We start from the raw sequence: 19,197 nt of genomic DNA, 5'->3' as shown, positions 1-19,197 counted from the left end.
TTCTTCGCAACAACAAAGTCCTGTGGTTATGGGTCCCGGGTCTGCGCGCGCAAGGGCGCGCTTGCCCGGGACGACAGCGGAGTAACTGCTATCGACCGTTCTTCTTCCGCCACTCTGCAAAATCAGTCGGCGTCTGCGGGTCCGTCGCGGGATAAAGGCCCATGATCGAGCGGCCTCTGGCAACCTCTTCCGCGACGAAATCCTCGAACGCGGTCATCTCGAAGGTCTCGTCGGCGATCTCGTCAGCCAGGTGCGCGGGGATAACGATGACGCCGTCGGAATCGCCGAGAATGACGTCGCCGGGAAACACCGGCGCGTCGCCACAGGCGATCGGGCCGTTGATCTCGATCGCATGGTGCAGCGTGAGGTTGGTCGGTGCGCTCGGCCGCTGATGGAAGGCGGGAATGCCGAGCCTGGCGATCTCGGCGGAGTCGCGGAAACCGCCGTCGGTGACGACACCGGCGACGCCGCGCTGCTGCAGGCGACTCACCAGGATAGCCCCTGCTGACGCTGCCCGCGCGTCCTTGCGACTGTCCATCACCAGCACCGCACCCGGCGGACAATCCTCGACGGCCTTGCGCTGCGGATGGCTGCGATCGCGAAACACGTCGATGGTGTTGAGATCCTCACGCGCCGGGATGTAGCGCAGCGTGAAGGCTTCGCCGACCATGGTCGACTGGTCGGGATTCAAGGGATGGACGTTCTGAATGCACTGGATGCGCAGGCCGCGCTTGAACAGCGCGGTCGCGACGGTCGCGGTGGAGACGGTCTTCAGTTTGTTGCGGGTGACGTCGCTGAGTTTGGTCATGCGGTGCTCGCAGTTCTCCCCTCCCCCTTGCGGGGAGGGGCAGGGGGTGGGGGTCCACATCAATGGTGTCGCTCGGGGTTACCCCCTCCCCGACCCACCCCCGCAAGGGGGAGGGAGCGCACCTTTGTTTCAGTGATCGATTGATTGCCAAATCTCGAGGTTCCGGGTTCAGGCTTCGCCTGCCCCGGAACGACCATCATTAGTAGATCGCCGGCTCGCCGATCGGGGCGCCGAAGCCGGATTCCAGAAAGTCGAAGTCGCAGCCGTCATTGGCCTGCTTGATATGGCGGGCGAACATCCAGCCATAGCCGCGCTCGAAACGCGGCGCCGGCGGCGTCCATGCAGCCCGCCGGCGTGCCAGCTCTTCCGCGGGCACATCCAGATTGATGCTGCGCGCGGCAACGTCGAGCGTGATGAGATCGCCATTCTTCACCAGCGCCAGCGGACCACCGATATGGGATTCCGGCGCCACATGCAGGATGCAGGCGCCGTAACTGGTGCCGCTCATGCGAGCGTCCGACAGCCGCACCATGTCGCGCACGCCCTGCTTCACGAGCTTGGTCGGGATCGGCAGCATGCCCCATTCCGGCATGCCCGGACCGCCTTGGGGCCCGGCATTGCGCAGGATCAGCACGTGATCCGCGGTCACGTCGAGATCGGGATCGTCGACCGCCGTCTTCATCGACGGATAGTCGTCGAACACCAGCGCCGGCCCGGTATGCTTGAGAAAGCGCGGATCGCAGGCGGACGGCTTGATGACGCAGCCGTCGGGCGCAAGATTGCCCTTCAGCACCGCAAGCGCGCCTTCCCGGTAGATCGGGTTCGACGCCGGACGGATGACGTCGTCATTGTAGACCTCGGCATCGGCAATATTCTCACCGACAGTGCGGCCGTTCACGGTGAGACAATCGAGATGGAGATGCTCAGCGATGCGGTTCATCAGGCCGCGCAGGCCGCCCGCGTAGTAGAAATCCTCCATCAGGTAGGTGTCGCCGCTCGGCCGCACATTGGCCAGCACCGGCACCTTGCGGCTGGCCGCTTCGAAATCGTCCAACCCGATATCGGCGCCGGCACGGCGGGCCTGGGCGATGACGTGAATGATGGCATTGGTGGAGCAGCCCATCGCCATCGCCACCGCAATCGCATTCTCGAATGCCGCCCGCGTCTGGATTTTCGCCGGCGTCAGATCGTCCCAGACCATCTCGACGATGCGGCGACCGCACGCCGAGCTCATGCGGATGTGCTCGGCGTCCGCGGCGGGGATCGAGGATGCGCCGGGCAGGGTCATGCCGATCGCCTCAGCAATCGCCGTCATCGTGGACGCCGTGCCCATGGTCATGCAGGTGCCGTGGCTGCGCGCGATGCCGGCCTCCATCGCGTTCCAGTCCGCCTCCGACAACCTGCCGGCGCGCCGCTCATCCCAATATTTCCAGGCGTCCGAGCCGGAGCCCAGCGTCTTGCCCTTCCAATTGCCGCGCAGCATCGGCCCGGCCGGCAGATAGATCGCCGGCAGGTTCATGCTGGTGGCGCCGAGCAGCAGCGCCGGCGTGGTCTTGTCGCAGCCGCCCATCAGCACGACGCCGTCGACCGGATGGCTGCGCAACAGCTCCTCGACATCCATCGCCAGCATGTTGCGATAGAGCATCGTGGTCGGCTTCAGCAGCGATTCCGACAGCGATAATGCCGGCAGCTCGATCGGCAGACCACCGGCCATCGCGACGCCGCGCTTGACGTCGTCGACCCGCGACTTGAAATGCATGTGACATGGCTGCGCGTCGGACCAGGTATTGACGATCGCGATGACAGGCCGGCCCTTCCACTCCTCCTGGGCGTAGCCCATCTGCATCACGCGCGAGCGATGGCCGAAGGAGCGGAGATCGTCGGGCGCGAACCAGCGCGCACTGCGCAGCTCCTCGGGGCGCTTTCGTTGACTGCTCATGCGTTGGACGTCCTTCCCTGCGCGCCGGGGGTTGCTTGACGCTCCCCTTGCAAATGCACTAATGCATTAGTGCGTTTCTGGCAAGCCTGCCTCCCCGGTGCTCTGCGACGGTAGCGAAACCATGGCCCCTCCGATCGCCGTATCACGTCCTGCCGCAGCGCCGAGCGAACGACTCGATCCGAGCCGTCGCGCAGCCCCGCAGGTGTTCGAACGGCTGCGCGGCCTGATCACGACCTTATCGCTGCCGCCGGGCACGCCCCTGTCGCGGGTCGCGCTGGCTGCGGAGTTCGGGCTGAGTTCGACACCGATCCGCGATGCCCTGATGCGGTTGGCCGAGGAAGGCCTGGTCGACGTATTCCCGCAGCACGCGACCCTGGTGAGCCGGATCGACCTCAGCTCGGCCCAGCAGGCGCATTTCCTGAGACAGGCGCTGGAGCTCGAGATCGTGCGGCTGCTCGCACAGTCGCCGAGCGCTGCACTCGCTGAGGCGCTGGACGCGCTGATCGGACGTCAGCGACAATTCGCCAAGGACGGCGACCTCGAAGCCTTCATGGCGTCCGACAACGACTTTCATGCGCGGCTCTACGCGGCCGCGGACAAGCAGGATCTCTGGCTGCTGGTGCGCAGCCGCAGCGGCCACATCGATCGCCTGCGCCGCCTGCACTTGCCTTCGGCAGGCAAGGTGCAGGACATCCTGCGCCACCATCGCCTGATCACCAGATCGATCGCCGACGGCAAGCCGGACGAAGCCCAGGCGCATTTGCGCAGCCATCTTTCGGGGACGCTCGGCGACCTCGGCGCGATCCGCAGGACCTATCCGACCTATCTGGCCGAATGACGGCCGGAGCGAGCGAAGCCATCGGCACACGCAAACGGGTTTCGTGGTGACTTTTCGCTTAATGGGCTTAGGCGAACATGACGCGTTCCGATCGGACAATTGGGCGTGTCCGGATCGGAACCGCTCGCTGCCCTCCGAGCGCGCGCGCCGGAACTCCGTCCGGCGTGAAACCGATGGTTTGCCGGTTTGGCCCCATTAGCCGGGGATCGCTTTGCGCGGCTCGGCTAAATGCTTGCAGCCGGCCGTGAATTGGGCAAAGCTTTGCAACTGCTCGTTGGTGTTGATGCCAGCCGAATCGGGGTTTGAGGCCATGGCAAAGATACTGGTCGTGGACGACGATCCGGTCATTCAACTGACGATCCGTCGCGTCCTGGAGCAGGCCGGACACGCGGTCGTGGTCGCGCAGGACGGCCAAAAAGCATTCTCGAAATTTCGTGCTGAGGATTTCGATCTCCTGGTGCTCGACATTTTCATGCCCGGCATGGACGGGCTGGAAACCATGCGGCTGATCCTGAAGCAGCGTCCGGATGTTCCGATCATCATGACCTCAGGCAGGCCGCAGACGCCAGGCTCGATTCCCGAACCCGATTATCTTACCATGGCCATGAAGCTCGGTGCGGTCTCGGCCCTGCCAAAGCCGTTTAAGCCGGCGACGCTGCTGGCCCTGGTTGCCGACGGTCTTGCCTCCGCCAGCCGTGCCGCTGGCCACTCAAAGCCGGGTCCCGATGCTATTTCGAACTCCTGAGGCCAGAATCAGCTCGCCGACTCTGTCAGCGCCTGAAGCGCCCTACCGCTTCGGCCTCCTTGCAGCTTGGCAGCGAATGACCCTGACCACCCGGCTTGCGGTCGCGATGATCCTGCTGGTGGCCATCGCCGTGTTTGCGGTCGGCTGGTTGGGTTATCGCAGTCTCGAGCAGGCATTGCTGCCGCGCGCGCTGGATCGGGTCGAGGCGCATGCCCGGCTGATGGCCACCGAACTGGAATCCTATGTGGGTGGCGCGCGCAACGATCTGGCGAGCTACCGCGCCGATCCCAGCATCGCGACGCTGATCCGCACCATGATGATTGGCGGGCTCGATCCGCGCGAGGGGCTCTCGGCCCAGTCCTGGCGCGAACGGGTGGCAATGCGCTTCTTTTCCGAGCTGGAAGCCGAGCCGAACTACGCCATGTTCCGCCTGATCGGCCTGGACAACAACCGGCGCGAACTGGTCCGCGTCGACCGGCTCGGGCCGAACAACAGCGTCCGCATCGTGCCCGAGAGCGAGCTGATCGAGCGCGGCGACCGCCCTTATATCGCCGAGACATTGCGCCTCGCGCCCGGGCAGATCCGCATCTCGCCGGTCATTCTGGACGGAAACACGACGGACCCGAAAACCGGCGTTCCCATGCTTTGCGTCGGAACGCCGGTGTTCGCACCGGACGGCAAGCCCTTCGCCATCCTCATGATCGACGTCGACATGCGTCCGATCTTTGCGCAGCTGCGGGCAGCTGCCCGCCCGGGAGCGCAGCTCTATGTGGTCAATGCGCGCGGCGACTATCTCTTCCATCCGGAATCGGAGCGCGAATTTGCCTCCAAACGTGGCGGGTCGACCAAATGGCAGGACGACTTTCCCGCGCTGGCCGCGGCCGTCGGCACGAACCAGGTTTCTGCGCAGATCGTCCGTGACGCTCAGGGCCGGCCGGGAGGCATCGCCTTCGCGCCGGCGATGTTGGCCGGCCAGGAATGGGTGGGCGTCATCGAAACCATCCCCAACACCACCTTCATGAGCCCAGCCGTCACGATCCGCAGGACGGCTCTCGAGGTCGGCCTGATCGCGATGCTGTGCGCGGCCGTGCTGGCCTTCCTGGTGGCGCGCTCCCTGACCCGGCCGATCCACCAGCTGACCGCGGCCGTCGAGGGCGTCGGCCGCGGCGAGCCTGTGAGCATTCCCGTCGCTGCCGGCGGAGAGACCGGCGTGCTGGCGCGCGCCTTCGCCCGCGTGCTCGAGGAGGTCAGGTCAAAGACCGCCGAGCTCGAGCGCGAGGTGCAGGAGCATTACCTGACCGAGGCGGCCCGCGACCACTTCGCCGCGCGCGAGCGCCTCTACAGCGCCGCCGTCGAATCCTCCAGCGATGCGATCATCACCAAATCGCTCGACGGCACCATCACCGGCTGGAATCCGGCGGCCCAGCGCGTGTTCGGCTATACGGCCGAGGAGGCCGTCGGGCGCAATACCGATCTGATCGTGCCGACCGACCGGACCGGTGAGCCCCAGGACATTCTGGCGCGGGTCGGCCGCGACGAGCGCATCCAGCAATACGAAACCATCCGTGTGCGCAAGGACGGCACGCCGATCCAGGTGTCGCTCAGCATCGCGCCGATCAAATCACCGACCGGGCAGACCACCGGCGCCGTCATGATCGCGCGCGACATCACCGAGAGCCGCAAGACCGAGCAGGCGCTGCGCCAGCAGACCGAAGAGCGGCGCCGCATCTTCGAAAGCTCACAGGACCTGATCCTGATTACCGATCGCAAAGGTACGCTGGTTCAGGTCAGCCCAAGCGCGGAAACCATCCTCGGCTACGCTCCGGCGGAGATGATCGGCCGCAGCGGCTCCGAGTTCATCCATCCCGACGACCTGCCGAAGGCCCGCGAGGGAATGCGTGCCTCCCGCCGCGGGCAGCGGCCACGAAGCTCGGACTCCCACTACGTCCACAAGGACGGCCGGATCGTCACCCTGTCATGGACCGCAAGCTGGTCCGAACCGGTGCAGCGCCACTTCTTCATCGGCCGCGACATGACCGAAAGCCGGCTCGCGCAGGAGACCCTGCGCGAGAGTGAGCAGCTGGCCCGCAATATCGTCGAGACCGCGCTCGACGCCTTCGTCCAGATCGATGATAGCGGCAGCATCCTCAACTGGAACTCACAGGCGGAGAAGATCTTCGGCTGGCCGCGCGAGGAAATTCTGGGCAAGGACGTCTTCGAGCTGATCTCCGTCGAGCAGGATCGCGACGAGCTCAAGGCCGCGCTCGGGCGCGTCCTGCTGACCGGTGCAAGCGACGGATTGGGAAGCGGCCAGCGTCATGAGATCATGGTCCGCCGCCGCGACGGCCGCGAATTCAAGGCGGAGCTGAGCGTCACGGCGCTGAAGACCCGTAACGGCTTCGTCTTCAACGGCTTCTTCCGCGACCTCACCGACAAGGTCGCCGCGGAGGAACGGATTCGCCAATCCGAGAAGATGGAGGCGATCGGTCAGCTCACCGGCGGTATTGCGCACGACTTCAACAATATCCTGACCGTCATTACCGGCACCATCGAGATCCTTGCCGGCGCCGTCGCCAAGGAGCCGCAGCTCGCTGCGATCACCAAAATGATCGACGAAGCGGCGGGACGGGGTGCAGCCCTCACCCAGCATCTGCTCGCCTTCGCGCGGCGGCAGCCGCTGCAACCGCGCGAGATCGACATCAATACGCTGATGATCGACACCGCCAAGCTGCTTCGGCCGACGCTGGGCGAGCAGATCGAAATCGAATCAGTGTTCAATGACGAGAGCTGCATCGCCCATGTCGATCCCAACCAGCTCGCCACGGCCGTCATCAATCTGGCGCTCAATGCGCGCGACGCGATGCCGGATGGCGGCAAGTTGATCCTTGAGACCGGCTGGGCCGATCTCGATGAAAACTACACCAGCCTCTACGACGACGTCGGGCCCGGGCGCTATGCGATGATCGCCGTCAGCGACAGCGGCACGGGCATCCCGACGGCCATTATGGACAAGGTCTTCAACCCCTTCTTCACGTCGAAGGGACCCGGAAAGGGGACCGGCCTCGGACTTTCGATGGTCTACGGTTTCGTCAAGCAATCGGCCGGGCATATCAGGATCTACAGCGAGGAAGGTCACGGCACCACGATCAGGATGTATCTGCCGCCAGGCCGCAGCGGCGCGGTGGCTTCCGCTGCGGCCTCGGCCGCCCCGATCGAAGGTGGCGATGAGACGATCCTCGTGGTCGAGGACGACCGTCTGGTGCGCGGCTACGTGCTCGCGCAACTGCATTCGCTGGGCTATGCCACGCTGGAGGCTGCGAATGCGAATGAAGCGCTGGCCATCGCGCGATCGGATGCGCCGTTCGAGCTGCTGTTCACCGACATCATCATGCCCGGGTTCATGAATGGGCGTCAGCTCGCGTCCGCAATCCAGCGCATCCGGCCAGGTCAGAAGGTGCTGTTTACCTCCGGCTACACCGAGAACGCGATTGTCCATCACGGCCGGCTGGAGTCCGGGATCCTGCTGCTCGCCAAACCCTATCGCAAGTCGGAGCTCGCCAGACTGATTCGCACGGCACTTGCCGCGGAGGCGTGAGGCGAGCTTGCTGCGGCGCCACGCAGCGCGGCCGCTCCGGCTGCGGTCAGGATGCGCGTGACGCCGTCATGACAATGCGGATCAAGTCCGCGGCATTTCGGGCGCCGAGCTTCTTCATGATGTTGGCGCGATGGTCCTCGATCGTGCGCGGGCTGATCCCAAGCGAGCGGCCGGCTTCCTTGTTCGAAGCGCCGGCGGTGAATTGCTCCAGCACTTCGCGCTCACGCCGCGTCAGCGGCTCCCGACCAGGAAAATGCAGCGAGCCGATCTTGGGCGTCGCATTCTCCTTTTGCCGGCGCGCAAAGGCGCCGATCGCCTCGTTCAGCCGCGCGACGATCTCGCTGCCGCGAAACGGCTTCTCGATGAAATCGAGCGCGCCGTACTTGATGGCGTTCACCGCCATAGGAATGTCACCTTGCCCGGAAATCATGAAGATCGGTGCCGGATAATCCTCGCCGTGGAGCTCTCTCAGGATGTCGAGCCCGGATTTGCCGGGGATATGCACATCCAGCAGAATGCAGGCCGGCGTCCTCGTTCGCGCCACAGCCAATAATGCGGCTCCGTCCGCAAAACAGATCACGTCATAGCCGCCGGCCGACAAGACCATCGAGAGGGTGTCACGCACGGCAGGGTCGTCATCGACGACGAAAATCTCACCCCGGGAAGTTGTTTGTTCGGCCATGTGCGATCACTCATGCGTCGAGAGCAAAAATAATGGAAGCACGCCTTAGGATACCATAGTCGCTGGACATTTTGAGCACCCCGTATTTGTACGGTTGATGACCTTAACCCACAAGTAGTAGCCGGCGCTCGACAAGCGCTGTGGGGGACCAGCAATGCTGGGAACCGTCGGAGCATCCAACACATTCGCATGAGCATGGTCGAGGCCAAACTCGACTGCGCATGCTCGGATGATCCCAACGAGAACGACACGTTCTTCATCCTTGATGATGTCACGCCGCGATATTTAAAATTGCGCCGCGTTCTCGATGCAGTCAACACCAGTCTCCAAGACGCGTTGCACGATCGCTGAGCAAGGCAGTCCGAAAGGACACCGGGCCTGACTATTCGATCGGATGGGCTGACGCGTCTTCGCAGCTCGAAGCCGCTCGCAGGCGGTTGCTCGCGCGCTGATCGGCTCAAGATGAATCGCCAGGCTCGATTGCGCCCGATGCGGTGCACAAACGACATTTCAACTCTCGCGGAATCCGACAGCGGCGCAAGCAGCATCGTGGGGTTCCAGATTGGATATGCCAAGCCGTCGCGGCCATTCAAACCTCGGCCGGGTTGACGATCGGTGCATGATCTGGATGATGGATATGATTGTCGGGGAGCGGCTTCTTGACAGCCTTGCCGAACAACGACGCGATGTGGCGAACGAGGTCCTGACAAGTTGCCTTGTCGGCGATCTCGTTGTTCACCCCGACCTCGAACGTCCCGCCGATCACGACATGATCATCGCGCGGAAACAGATAGCCACTCTGACCATAAAGATATGTCAGGCCCGGCTGGGGCGGCAGCATTGCAAGTTGTCCCTTGATCGGCGCCATCTTCGTGTCGCTCCAGAGCGTCATGGCCCCAAGTCCGGTGCAGTTGACGATGATGCCCTCGGCCAAGTCGAACACGGCCGACTTGTTGGCGAACGTCTTCTTCACGATATGCACGCCGCGCGCCTGCAAATCCGTTTGCAGCTTCGACAAGAAAGCCGGCGGCTCGATCAGGAGCGTCTGATACACAAAGCCGGAATGCGTGTGCCCCTCGAACGGCAAGCGCGGCAGCGCCGTCGGCGCTGGAATAAGGCCGGGCGCGAGCTTGAGCACGACATCCATATTGTGCGAGCGGGTCGCAGTGTAGTTCGGCCGTTCGTAGACGCCAAAGCCCTTGCCGATACTTTGCTTGAACGTGGTGTAGGCGATCCGGACGATATCGGCGAGCTCACGCTCCTTGCCCTGAAACTCCACCACCGAAACCGCCCATTGACCGCCCGCTTTATGGGACGTCGTTTCCGATGGTGCGCGATCGGCATAGATCGTCACAGGGGCGCCGAGTTCGCCCAGCATGGTTGCCGCGGTCAAGCCCATGACCCCCGCACCAAGCACGGCAATGTGGCTCTGGCCGGAGGCGGCAAGACGCGCCCTGACCAGGTCGCGCACCTTGGCCGCGCAGCCCCAGCTCAAGGTGATGCCGGCGCCGCCATGTCCATAATTGTGGACGATGAATTTGCTCCCGATCGTCTCGGCTTCGAGGCGGTAGCTGCCGTTGCGGTAGGGCCGGACGCCGGCAACGCAAGCGCCCGTCGCGCTGGGATCGAAACTGAAGTCAGGCGTGGGCAGATCGGCCATGGCAATGCATCCTTCCCGATCGCAATCGCGCGAGACGAACCCTCCGATTGAACGAGCTTCCGATTGAAGATGTGTCGCCGGACAGCCAATCCGGTTCACGGATTTCAGACCGCAGAGGTCAGCTTGTCCCCATCGCAGCAAAATGGCGCTGCCGGATCATCCGACAGCGCCATTGGCCTCGCCCGCAAATGCGATGTCTCGTCTTATGCGCCCTTGCGCCGCTCCACCGCCTTGGCCATCGCGGCGGCAAAGGCGCCGCCGCCGGATGGCTTCTCCTCGCGCGTGGTCATGCGCGCCGCCGCAGGCGGCCGCGCGCTGGTGCGCTTCTCGCCCTTGGCCGGCAGCGGATCGGACAGCCGGAGCGTCAACGAGATCCGGTTCCGCGGCACGTCGACGTCCAGCACCTTCACCTTCACGACCTGGCCGGGCTTCACCACCTCCCGCGGATCATTGATGCGCTTTTCGGACATTGCCGAGATGTGGATCAGACCGTCCTGATGCACGCCGATGTCGGCAAAGGCCCCGAACGCCGCGACGTTGGTCACGGTCGCTTCCAGGATCATGCCAGGCTTCAGATCACTGATCTTCTCGACGCCCTCCTGGAAGGTCGCAGTCTTGAATTCCGGACGCGGGTCGCGGCCCGGCTTGTCGAGCTCACGAATGATGTCGGTGACGGTCGGAACACCGAACCGCTCGTCGGCGAACTTGGCCGGATTGAGCGCTTTCAGCGCTTTGCTCTCGCCGATCAGCGCCTTGATGTCGCTCTTGGTCGCCTCCAGGATCTTCTTCACGATCGGATAGGATTCCGGATGCACGCCGGAGGCGTCGAGCGGATTGTCGCCGTCGCGGATGCGCAGGAAGCCCGCGCATTGCTCGAACGCCTTCGGCCCCAGCCGCGGCACTTCCTTCAGCTTGTCGCGGCTTGGGAACGGTCCATTGGCGTCCCGATGGGCGACGATGTTCTGCGCGAGGCTTTCGCCGATGCCGGAGACGCGCGCCAGCAGCGGCGCGGAAGCGGTGTTGAGATCGACGCCGACCGCGTTCACGCAGTCTTCCACCGTGGCATCGAGCGCGCGCGCCAGCTCATACTGGTTGAGGTCGTGCTGATACTGGCCGACACCGATCGAGGCCGGCGGCACCTTGACCAGTTCGCCCAGCGGATCCTGCAGGCGCCGGGCGATCGAGACCGCGCCGCGGATCGAGACGTCGAGATTGGGAAATTCCTTGGCCGCGAATTCGGAGGCCGAGTAGACCGAGGCGCCGGCCTCGGAGACGATCGCCTTGGTCAGCTTGAGGTCCGGCTTCAGCTTGATGAGGTCGGCGACCAGCTTCTCGGTCTCGCGCGAGGCGGTGCCGTTGCCGATGGCGACCAGCTCGATGCGGTGCTTCACGCAGAGCTGCGCCAGCGTGAGCATGCTCTCGTTCCACTGCCGCTGCGGCTCGTGCGGATAGATCGTGGTGTGGTCGACAAACTTGCCGGTGCGGTCAATGACCGCGACCTTGACGCCGGTGCGGAAGCCGGGATCGAGTCCGAGCGTGGCGCGGCCGCCGGCGGGCGCCGCCAGCAGGAGGTCGCGCAGATTGGCCGCGAACACGCGGACAGCTTCCTTCTCGGCCTCCTGCCACAGCCGCATCCTTATATCGAGCGCCAGCGAGGTCTTGATCCGGGTACGCCAGGCCCAGCGGACGGAGTCGGACAGGAACTGATCGGCCGGCCGGCCCTGCCGCGAGACGCCGAACGTGACCGCGATGCGGTTCTCATACAGCGTGGGATCGGTCGTGTCCTCCGGCTCGCCATCGCCGAAATCGAGCTGCAGCACCTCTTCCTTCTCGCCACGCAGCATCGCCAGGATGCGATGCGACGGCAGCTTGGTGTACGGCTCGGAGAATTCGAAATAGTCGGCGAATTTGGCGCCCGCGGTCTTCTTGCCGTGGCGCACCGTCGATTTCACCTGGCCGCGTCCCCACATCTCTTCGCGCAGCGAGCCGACAAGGTCGGCGTGCTCGGCGAAGCGCTCGACCAGGATGGCGCGTGCGCCTTCCAACGCCGCCTTGACGTCCTTGACCGGATTCTCGCCATCCTTGGTGAGGAAGGCCTTGGCCTCGACCTGCGGATCCTTCATCGGATCGCCGATCAACACATCGGCGAGCGGCTCGAGCCCGGCTTCCTTGGCGATCTGCGCCTTGGTGCGCCGCTTCTCCTTGAACGGCAGGTAGATGTCCTCGAGGCGGGCCTTGGTGTCGGCTGTTGCGAGCGCCAGCTCGATCTCCGGCGTCATCTTGCCCTGCGCCTTGATGCTTTCGATGATCGCAGTTCGCCGCGCGTCCATCTCGCGCAAGTAGCGCAGCCGTTCTTCGAGCGTGCGTAGCTGGGTGTCGTCCAGCATGCCGGTCGCTTCCTTGCGGTAGCGGGCGATGAACGGAACGGTCGCGCCTCCGTCAAGGAGGTCGATCGCGGCCTGGACCTGGGCGTCGCGGACGGCGAGCTCGGCGGCAATGATAGACGCAAAATTCGGCACGGTGTTCTTCCGAGATTCGTGACGGGCCTGATTGGATAGGAGTCGCCGCGCGCCAGCGCAAGCATCTCGCGCGCGCTCTGTGGGCAACCGTGACAAAAAAGCGCGATTGCGAATCAGGCAAAATACTGCAGCCGCCGCGCATCTCGTTGCGCGCGCGAAAGAAATCGCGGATTCTGCTGGATGGGGAGCGATTCGTGCTGGCGCAAGCGACGACATATCTCGACGATCTCAATCCGGAGCAGCGACGCGCCGTCGAGCATGGCGGCGTCGGTGCATTGCCGGGCCGTCCGCTCCTGATCATCGCCGGCGCCGGCTCCGGCAAGACCAACACGCTGGCGCATCGTGTCGCGCATCTGCTCGTCAACGGCGCCGATCCGCGACGCATCCTGCTGATGACGTTCTCGCGCCGCGCCGCAGCCGAGATGAGCCGTCGGGTCGAGCGCATCGCACGCAAGGTGCTGGGCGCCAATGCCGAGGCCATCACGGCAGGCCTGACCTGGGCCGGCACCTTCCATGGTCTCGGGGCGCGGCTGTTGCGCGAATACACCGAACGCGTCGGGCTCGATCCTGCCTTCACGATTCATGATCGCGAGGATTCCGCCGACCTGATGAACCTCGTTCGCCATGAGCGCGGGTTGTCGAACACGCAGCGCCGCTTCCCGACCAAGGGAACCTGCCTTGCGATCTACTCCCGCTGCGTCAACGCCGACATGGCGCTCGAACACGCCTTGGCGCGACATTTCCCCTGGTGTGCCGAATGGGCCAATGAGCTCAAGGGGCTGTTTGCCGGCTATGTCGAGACCAAGCAGGCGCAGAACGTGCTCGACTACGACGATCTGCTGCTCTACTGGGCGCAGATGATGGCGGATGCGGCCATTGCCGAAGAGATCGGCAGCCGCTTCGATCATGTGCTGGTCGACGAATATCAAGACACCAATCATCTGCAGTCGCGGATCCTGCTGGCGCTGAAGCCTGACGGCGCGGGGCTCACGGTGGTCGGCGACGACGCCCAGTCCATCTACGCGTTTCGCGCCGCCACCGTGCGCAACATCCTGGATTTTCCCGATCAGTTCAGCCCGCGCGCGGAGATCGTCACGCTGGACCGCAACTATCGTTCGACCCAACCGATCCTCTCCGCCGCCAATGGCGTCATCGGCCTTGCGCGCGAACGCTTCACCAAGAACCTGTGGACCGATCGCGCCGCTTCGCGCAAGCCGCTTCTCGTCACCGTCAGCGACGGGGCCAACCAGGCGCGCTATGTGGTCGAGCAGGTGCTGGCTAGGCGCGAGGAAGGCGTGACGTTGAAACAGCAAGCGGTGCTGTTTCGGACCTCCTCGCACAGCGGACCGCTGGAAGTGGAGCTGGTCAGGCGCAACATTCCATTCGTCAAATTCGGCGGACTGAAGTTCCTCGATGCCGCCCATGTCAAGGACGTGCTGGCGTTCCTGCGCTTCGTCGAAAATCCACGCGATCGCATCGCCGGCTTTCGCGTGCTTCACCTCATTCCGGGCGTAGGGCCGGCCTCGGCGCAGCGCCTGCTTGACGCGATCTCCGACGCGCCGGAGCCGGTTACGGCGCTTTGCCGACAGCCGACGCCGGCGCGCGCCGGCGACGACTGGGGCGCATTTGCGCGGACGATGGAGCAGTTGCTCATGTCGGAATGGCCTTCCGACATCGAGCGGGTCCGGCGATGGTATCAACCCCATCTCGAACGCGTGCACGATGATGCGGAAGTACGCACCGCCGACCTGCTGCAGCTCGAACAGATCGCGAGCGGCTATGCCTCGCGCGAACGCTTTCTGACCGAGCTGACGCTCGATCCTCCGGATGCGACATCGGACCAGTCTGGCGTGCCGCATCTCGACGAGGATTATCTGATCCTCTCGACCATCCACTCGGCCAAGGGCATGGAGTGGAATTCCGTTCATGTGCTGAACGTGGTGGACGGCTGCATGCCGTCCGATCTCGGCGCCGGCACGAGTGCGGAGTTGGAGGAAGAGCGCCGGCTGCTTTATGTCGCGATGACCCGCGCCAAGGACGATCTGCATCTCCTGGTGCCGCAGCGCTTCTTCGTCCACGGCCAGCCGGTGCGCGGGGATCGTCACGTCTACGCCTCGCGCACGCGCTTCATCCCCGAGGCGCTCGTGCCGCTGTTCGAGCGCACCAGCTGGCCGCGCGCACAGGCCGCGTCTCCCGTCGCAAGCCAGGGCCCGCGCATCGACATCGGCGCCCGCATGCGCGAGCGCTGGCGGTAAAGACAACGCGCTCGCTGCGCAATAACGATAAGTGCTGATTGGGCCATCCCGTCAAGCCCAGCCACGACGGTGTAGGAGCGGCGACACCAGCCGAAACGATGCGTTTCGCGGCGTGCCCTTTCCACGACGCCACCGAACGCCTACATCGCGCTGCAGCGGTGGGATCGGCCGTCTTGCGATGAGCGCGGGGCCGTCCCAAAAGTAGAAAGCGTCCGATGACCACACAGCTTGAATTTGGATTGGATACATTCGGCGACGTCACGCGCAAGGAGGACGGAGCCCAGCTGCCGCACGCCCAGGTGATCCGCGACGTCGTCGAGGAAGCCGTGCTCGCCGACGAGCTCGGCATCGACTTCATCGGGCTGGGGGAGCATCACCGTGGCGATTTCGCGATCTCCTCGCCGGAAGTGGCGCTGGCCGCGATTGCTGCGCGAACGCAGCACATCCGTCTCGGTTCTGCCGTGACCGTGTTGAGCTCGGACGATCCGATCCGGGTGTTCCAGCGCTTTGCGACGCTCGATGCGGTCTCCAATGGCCGCGCCGAGGTGATCCTGGGGCGCGGCTCCTTCACCGAATCCTTCCCGCTGTTCGGCTTCGATCTGAAGGACTACGACGAGCTGTTCGAGGAGAAGCTCGATCTGTTCGTGACGCTGCTCGCGCAGGAGCCCGTGACGTGGGAGGGCAAGCTGCGGCCGCCGCTGCGCAATCAGCTGGTTTATCCTCCGGTCGAGCATGGCCGGCTCAAGGCCTGGATCGGCGTCGGCGGCAGCCCTGAATCGGTGGTGCGCGCCGCCCATTATGAGCTGCCACTGATGCTCGCGATCATCGGCGGCGATCCTCAGCGCTTTGCGCCCTATGTCGAGCTCTATCATCGCGCGCTGAAGCAATTCGGTCGCGAGGCCGGGCCGATCGGCGTGCACTCGCCGGGTTACGTCGCCGAGACCGATGCGCAGGCACGCGAGGAGCTGTGGCCGGACTACAAGATCATGCGCGACCGGATCGGCAAGGAGCGCGGCTGGCCGCCGATGGGCCGAGACGAGTTCGTGCAGGAGGCCGACCACGGCTCGCTCTATGTCGGCTCGCCCGAGACCGTCGCGCGCAAGATCGCCACGACCGTAAAGGCGCTCGGGCTGTCGCGCTTCCAGCTGAAATATTCCGCAGGGCCCCTGCCGCATGCGAAGCTGATGCGCAGCATCGAGCTCTATGGCCGCAAGGTGGTGCCGCTGGTGAAGGAGCTGCTCGCCGGTTAGCTCCGCATCGCCCGTGGCCAGATCAGCTCGCGCTGGCCGGCCACGACGCGCCCCAGCTCGGCGGCGGCGCGCGTCAGCACGCCGTCCCAGGCCCGCGGCTTCTCCTGGCGGAACAGCCGCATGGTCGGATACCAGGGGCTGTCCTCGCGATCGCGCAGCCAGCGCCAGTCGAGCGCATAAGGCAGCAGCATCCACACCGGACGGCCCAGCGCGCCGGCGAGATGCGCCGTCGACGTATCGACCGAGATCACGAGATCGAGGGCCGCGACGGCGGCGGCGGTATCGGCGAAATCGCCGAGCGCCGGTGCCAGATCGATGACCGCGCTGCCGAGCTGCGCCAAGACCTGCGCATCCGCGGGTCGCGGCTCTTTCTGCAGGCTGAACAGCTGAATGCCGGGCGTGATCAGGCGCGGCAGCACCGCCTCGGCTGCCAGCGAACGCTGGCCGTCGCCCTTGTGCCGGGGATTGCCGGCCCAGACCACGCCCACCTTCAGCCGCGGCGTCTTGGCAAGCTCCGCCCGCCAGCGCGCGACTTTCACCGGATCAGCCTGCAGATAGGGAATATCGGCCGGAATGGTTTCGAGCGTGGTGGCGAAGATGCGCGGCAGATCCATCAGCGCAAGCTGCAGATCGAAATGCGGCAGCGGCTCGCCACGGGCAACGACGGCGACGCCCGGCATCGGCCGCAACAGCGATGCGATCGCAGGCTGCACCTGCAGCACGATCGAGCCGCCTTTGCCCGCGACCATCGGCAGATAGCGAACAAACTGCAAGGCATCGCCGATGCCATAGTCGGCGAACAGAAGCAGCGTGCGGCCCTCGAGCAGCTCGCCCTGCCACTCCGGCTCGGCGAAGCTCGGCATGCCGTCGGACAGGCTCCTGCACCTGCGGCCCCATTGATGCTCGACGAAGCCGTTCTTGAAGTCGCCGCACATCAGAAGGAAATGCGCGTGGTTGTAACGGGTCAACGCATTGTCCGGCGCAAGCGCAACCGCCTGATGCGACGCTGCGAGCGCCTCGTCGAGATCCCCGGTGTTGCGCAGCGCGACCGCCAGATTGGCGTGACCGCGTGCATAGGCCGCATCGGCGGCAATGGCACGCCGGTGTGCGGCGACGGCCGCCTCGGCATCACCCTGGTTCTCATAGATGATGCCGAGATTGGTGTGCGCCGGCGCGTGATCGGGCTTGAGTGCCAAAGCGCGCTCGCAGGCGACTACGGCCTCTTCGAGCCGCCCGAGACGGCAAAGACAGGCGCCGAGATTGCTCAGCACGACAACGTCGGCGGGATCGAGGATCGAAGCCCGGCGGTAGGTTTCGGCGGCCTCCTCCGCGTGGCCGGCCTCATGGAGGGCATGGGCCAGCAGCGCCACCGCAGCAATATCACCCGGCGCAAGCGCAATCGCGCGGCGGAAATGGACGATCGCATCCTCGAACTGGTCCTGCCTGAACAGTACCGAACCGAGTGCGCTGTGGATCGCGGCGTCATTCGGATCGAGGCCCAATCCGTTCAGATAGGCCGAAACAGCCTCGTCGAACTTGTCCTGCTCGGCCAGCACGCTCCCAAGCGCGACCCAGGCGCCGGGATAGGCCGGATCGCCAAAGAGAACCGCACGATAGGCCTGCTCGGCTTCGGAAAATTTGTGCTGGCGCGTCAGCGCGACCGCGAGGTTGAACCGCGTGCGCGTCAGATTCGGCGCAAGCGACAGGGCATGGCGATAGGCGGCCTCGGCCTCCTCGAACCGCGACAGCTCGACCAATGCGCTGCCGAGCTTGGCATGGCGCGTGGCATCATGCGGCCGCAGCGCAGCGGCGCGCGCGAACGCCTTGATCGCACCTTCATGCTCGCCCTTCACGGCCAGCGCATCACCCAGCGTATCCAAGGCCGGGACGTGGTTCGGATCGAGATCGAACACACGCCCGAGCAGCGCCGCCCCCTCCGTCATGCGTCCGGAGGCAAAGGCAATAACCGCGGAGAGATGCAGCGCCGGCAGATAGTCCGGCTGCGAGGTCAGGATGTCATTGCACAGCACCTCGGCCGGCTGCGGACGGCCTGCATTGTAATGCTCCGCCGCCTTCACCAGCATCCGATCGACCGCCACCACACCCATGTTCTCGCTCGTTCTTGCGTCCTTCGTCGGAAGCTTTAACGGTCGGTCGCAGCGTTTCAGGCAAGCGGAAATGGTGAAGCAGGAAGCGTGGCTGCAGCGATTCTGTTAAGGCTTTGTTGAGAGATGATGCTTGCGCAGCGCGTGCAGGGCCGCGGGCCTCACGCACGACAATGGGACTGGACGTTCGCCGATGCCGAAAAGCACGACCGCCGGGAAAGCCGCAGCCACCAGCCGGCGCGGCCGGCCGCGCTCGACGGAGGCCACTGCCGCCATCCTGGAGAGCGCCTATGCGCTGATGGCGGATGCGGGCCTTGCCGCCGCAAGCATCGACGCGATCGCGCGCCGCTCCGAGGTCTCGAAGATGACGATCTACAAATGGTGGCCGTCACGAGAGGCGCTATTGGTCGATGCCTTCCTGCATCGCGCGGCGCAGACGCTGCCGCTGACCGGCCCAGGCGATGCGGCAACGCGGCTTCGGCGGCATGCGGCCGCCTATGCGGAGGCGCTGCGTGGGGAATTCGGCCGCGTCCAGCTCGCCGTCGTGTCCGAATGCATCGCCAACACCGGATCGGCCGAGTTGTTTTTCGCCCGCTATCTGCAGCACCGCCGCAGCGCCATCGTCGACATCATCGCGGAAGGGCAGACAGACGGCAGCATCACCGCCGAGGGCCAGCCAGCGGATCTTTATGACGCGCTCTATGGCACCCTGTTCTACCGCTATGTGTTCGGCATCGCGCCGCTTTCGCCCGCGGCCGCCCGACGGCTGGTCGACACGCTGCTCAGGCCAAGGCCGTGAGC

13 protein-coding genes are annotated in these 19,197 nt (G+C 65.0%); 7 read left to right on the top strand and 6 right to left on the bottom strand.

Features of this window, described 5'->3' with window-relative positions:
- Positions 1-88: 88 nt before the first annotated feature.
- Entirely contained in the window at positions 89-808 is a 720-nt protein-coding gene (locus ACQR1W_RS13005) for a ribonuclease activity regulator RraA (RefSeq protein WP_434851123.1), read from the bottom strand.
- 199 nt (positions 809-1,007) lie between these two features.
- Positions 1,008-2,747 (bottom strand): L-arabinonate dehydratase, encoded by a 1,740-nt coding sequence (araD, locus tag ACQR1W_RS13000; RefSeq protein ID WP_434851122.1) that lies wholly within the window; start codon positions 2,745-2,747, stop codon positions 1,008-1,010.
- A gap of 121 nt (positions 2,748-2,868) precedes the next feature.
- Here araD and ACQR1W_RS12995 point away from each other — a divergent pair, with 121 nt between their 5' ends.
- The 3 genes from ACQR1W_RS12995 to ACQR1W_RS12985 all read left to right on the top strand — a co-directional run bounded on the left by ACQR1W_RS12995 (position 2,869) and on the right by ACQR1W_RS12985 (position 7,925).
- The gene (locus ACQR1W_RS12995; RefSeq protein ID WP_434851121.1) at positions 2,869-3,585 is read left to right on the top strand and encodes a GntR family transcriptional regulator; all 717 of its coding nucleotides are present in this window, start codon (positions 2,869-2,871) and stop codon (positions 3,583-3,585) included.
- A 310-nt stretch (positions 3,586-3,895) separates the two neighbouring features.
- Positions 3,896-4,330 carry a response regulator gene (locus tag ACQR1W_RS12990; RefSeq protein WP_434851161.1) on the top strand — a complete coding sequence of 145 codons (435 nt, stop codon included), beginning with the start codon at positions 3,896-3,898 and terminating at the stop codon, positions 4,328-4,330.
- 76 nt (positions 4,331-4,406) lie between these two features.
- Positions 4,407-7,925 carry a PAS domain S-box protein gene (locus tag ACQR1W_RS12985; RefSeq protein ID WP_434851120.1) on the top strand — a complete coding sequence of 1,173 codons (3,519 nt, stop codon included), beginning with the start codon at positions 4,407-4,409 and terminating at the stop codon, positions 7,923-7,925.
- A 46-nt stretch (positions 7,926-7,971) separates the two neighbouring features.
- On the opposite strand, the gene ACQR1W_RS12980 is transcribed toward ACQR1W_RS12985, so the two are convergent.
- Positions 7,972-8,607 carry a response regulator transcription factor gene (locus ACQR1W_RS12980; RefSeq protein ID WP_434851119.1) on the bottom strand — a complete coding sequence of 212 codons (636 nt, stop codon included), beginning with the start codon at positions 8,605-8,607 and terminating at the stop codon, positions 7,972-7,974.
- Positions 8,608-8,796: 189 nt separating this feature from the next.
- Between ACQR1W_RS12980 and ACQR1W_RS12975 the strand changes: the two genes are divergently transcribed.
- Positions 8,797-8,958 (top strand): hypothetical protein, encoded by a 162-nt coding sequence (locus tag ACQR1W_RS12975; RefSeq protein WP_434851118.1) that lies wholly within the window; start codon positions 8,797-8,799, stop codon positions 8,956-8,958.
- 238 nt (positions 8,959-9,196) lie between these two features.
- Here ACQR1W_RS12975 and ACQR1W_RS12970 read toward each other — a convergent pair whose 3' ends face one another.
- Both ACQR1W_RS12970 and ACQR1W_RS12965 read right to left on the bottom strand, forming a co-directional pair.
- Positions 9,197-10,267: an FAD-binding oxidoreductase gene (locus tag ACQR1W_RS12970; RefSeq protein ID WP_434851117.1), complete on the bottom strand. Its 1,071-nt coding sequence runs from the start codon at positions 10,265-10,267 to the stop codon at positions 9,197-9,199.
- Between the two features lie 203 nt (positions 10,268-10,470).
- Complete coding sequence (locus ACQR1W_RS12965) at positions 10,471-12,786, bottom strand: Tex family protein (protein ID WP_434851116.1); 2,316 nt, start codon at positions 12,784-12,786, stop codon at positions 10,471-10,473.
- A 194-nt stretch (positions 12,787-12,980) separates the two neighbouring features.
- Here ACQR1W_RS12965 and ACQR1W_RS12960 point away from each other — a divergent pair, with 194 nt between their 5' ends.
- Complete coding sequence (locus tag ACQR1W_RS12960; protein ID WP_434851115.1) at positions 12,981-15,041, top strand: ATP-dependent helicase; 2,061 nt, start codon at positions 12,981-12,983, stop codon at positions 15,039-15,041.
- A 215-nt stretch (positions 15,042-15,256) separates the two neighbouring features.
- Positions 15,257-16,291: an LLM class flavin-dependent oxidoreductase gene (locus ACQR1W_RS12955; RefSeq protein WP_434851114.1), complete on the top strand. Its 1,035-nt coding sequence runs from the start codon at positions 15,257-15,259 to the stop codon at positions 16,289-16,291.
- Here ACQR1W_RS12955 and ACQR1W_RS12950 read toward each other — a convergent pair.
- Complete coding sequence (locus tag ACQR1W_RS12950; protein ID WP_434851113.1) at positions 16,288-18,399, bottom strand: tetratricopeptide repeat protein; 2,112 nt, start codon at positions 18,397-18,399, stop codon at positions 16,288-16,290. The two genes, ACQR1W_RS12955 and ACQR1W_RS12950, sit on opposite strands and share 4 nt — an antisense overlap.
- 190 nt (positions 18,400-18,589) lie before the next feature.
- Between ACQR1W_RS12950 and ACQR1W_RS12945 the strand changes: the two genes are divergently transcribed.
- Positions 18,590-19,195, top strand: coding sequence for a TetR/AcrR family transcriptional regulator (locus ACQR1W_RS12945; RefSeq protein ID WP_434851112.1), 606 nt, complete (start codon positions 18,590-18,592; stop codon positions 19,193-19,195).
- The last annotated feature ends 2 nt before the right edge of the window (positions 19,196-19,197 follow it).

This window comes from Bradyrhizobium sp. HKCCYLS1011 (assembly GCF_051167795.1).
Lineage (GTDB): Bacteria > Pseudomonadota > Alphaproteobacteria > Rhizobiales > Xanthobacteraceae > Bradyrhizobium.
This window is presented reverse-complemented; position numbering and strand designations above follow the sequence as displayed.

What these genes read in the sequence shown, in the direction of transcription:
- ACQR1W_RS13005 (WP_434851123.1), bottom strand. Translation starts at nt 808, where the DNA reads ATGACCAAACTCAGCGACGTCACCCGCAACAAACTGAAGACCGTCTCC.
- araD (WP_434851122.1), bottom strand. Translation starts at nt 2,747, where the DNA reads ATGAGCAGTCAACGAAAGCGCCCCGAGGAGCTGCGCAGTGCGCGCTGG.
- ACQR1W_RS12995 (WP_434851121.1), top strand. Translation starts at nt 2,869, where the DNA reads ATGGCCCCTCCGATCGCCGTATCACGTCCTGCCGCAGCGCCGAGCGAA.
- ACQR1W_RS12990 (WP_434851161.1), top strand. Translation starts at nt 3,896, where the DNA reads ATGGCAAAGATACTGGTCGTGGACGACGATCCGGTCATTCAACTGACG.
- ACQR1W_RS12985 (WP_434851120.1), top strand. Translation starts at nt 4,407, where the DNA reads ATGACCCTGACCACCCGGCTTGCGGTCGCGATGATCCTGCTGGTGGCC.
- ACQR1W_RS12980 (WP_434851119.1), bottom strand. Translation starts at nt 8,607, where the DNA reads ATGGCCGAACAAACAACTTCCCGGGGTGAGATTTTCGTCGTCGATGAC.
- ACQR1W_RS12975 (WP_434851118.1), top strand. Translation starts at nt 8,797, where the DNA reads ATGAGCATGGTCGAGGCCAAACTCGACTGCGCATGCTCGGATGATCCC.
- ACQR1W_RS12970 (WP_434851117.1), bottom strand. Translation starts at nt 10,267, where the DNA reads ATGGCCGATCTGCCCACGCCTGACTTCAGTTTCGATCCCAGCGCGACG.
- ACQR1W_RS12955 (WP_434851114.1), top strand. Translation starts at nt 15,257, where the DNA reads ATGACCACACAGCTTGAATTTGGATTGGATACATTCGGCGACGTCACG.
- ACQR1W_RS12950 (WP_434851113.1), bottom strand. Translation starts at nt 18,399, where the DNA reads ATGGGTGTGGTGGCGGTCGATCGGATGCTGGTGAAGGCGGCGGAGCAT.
- ACQR1W_RS12945 (WP_434851112.1), top strand. Translation starts at nt 18,590, where the DNA reads ATGCCGAAAAGCACGACCGCCGGGAAAGCCGCAGCCACCAGCCGGCGC.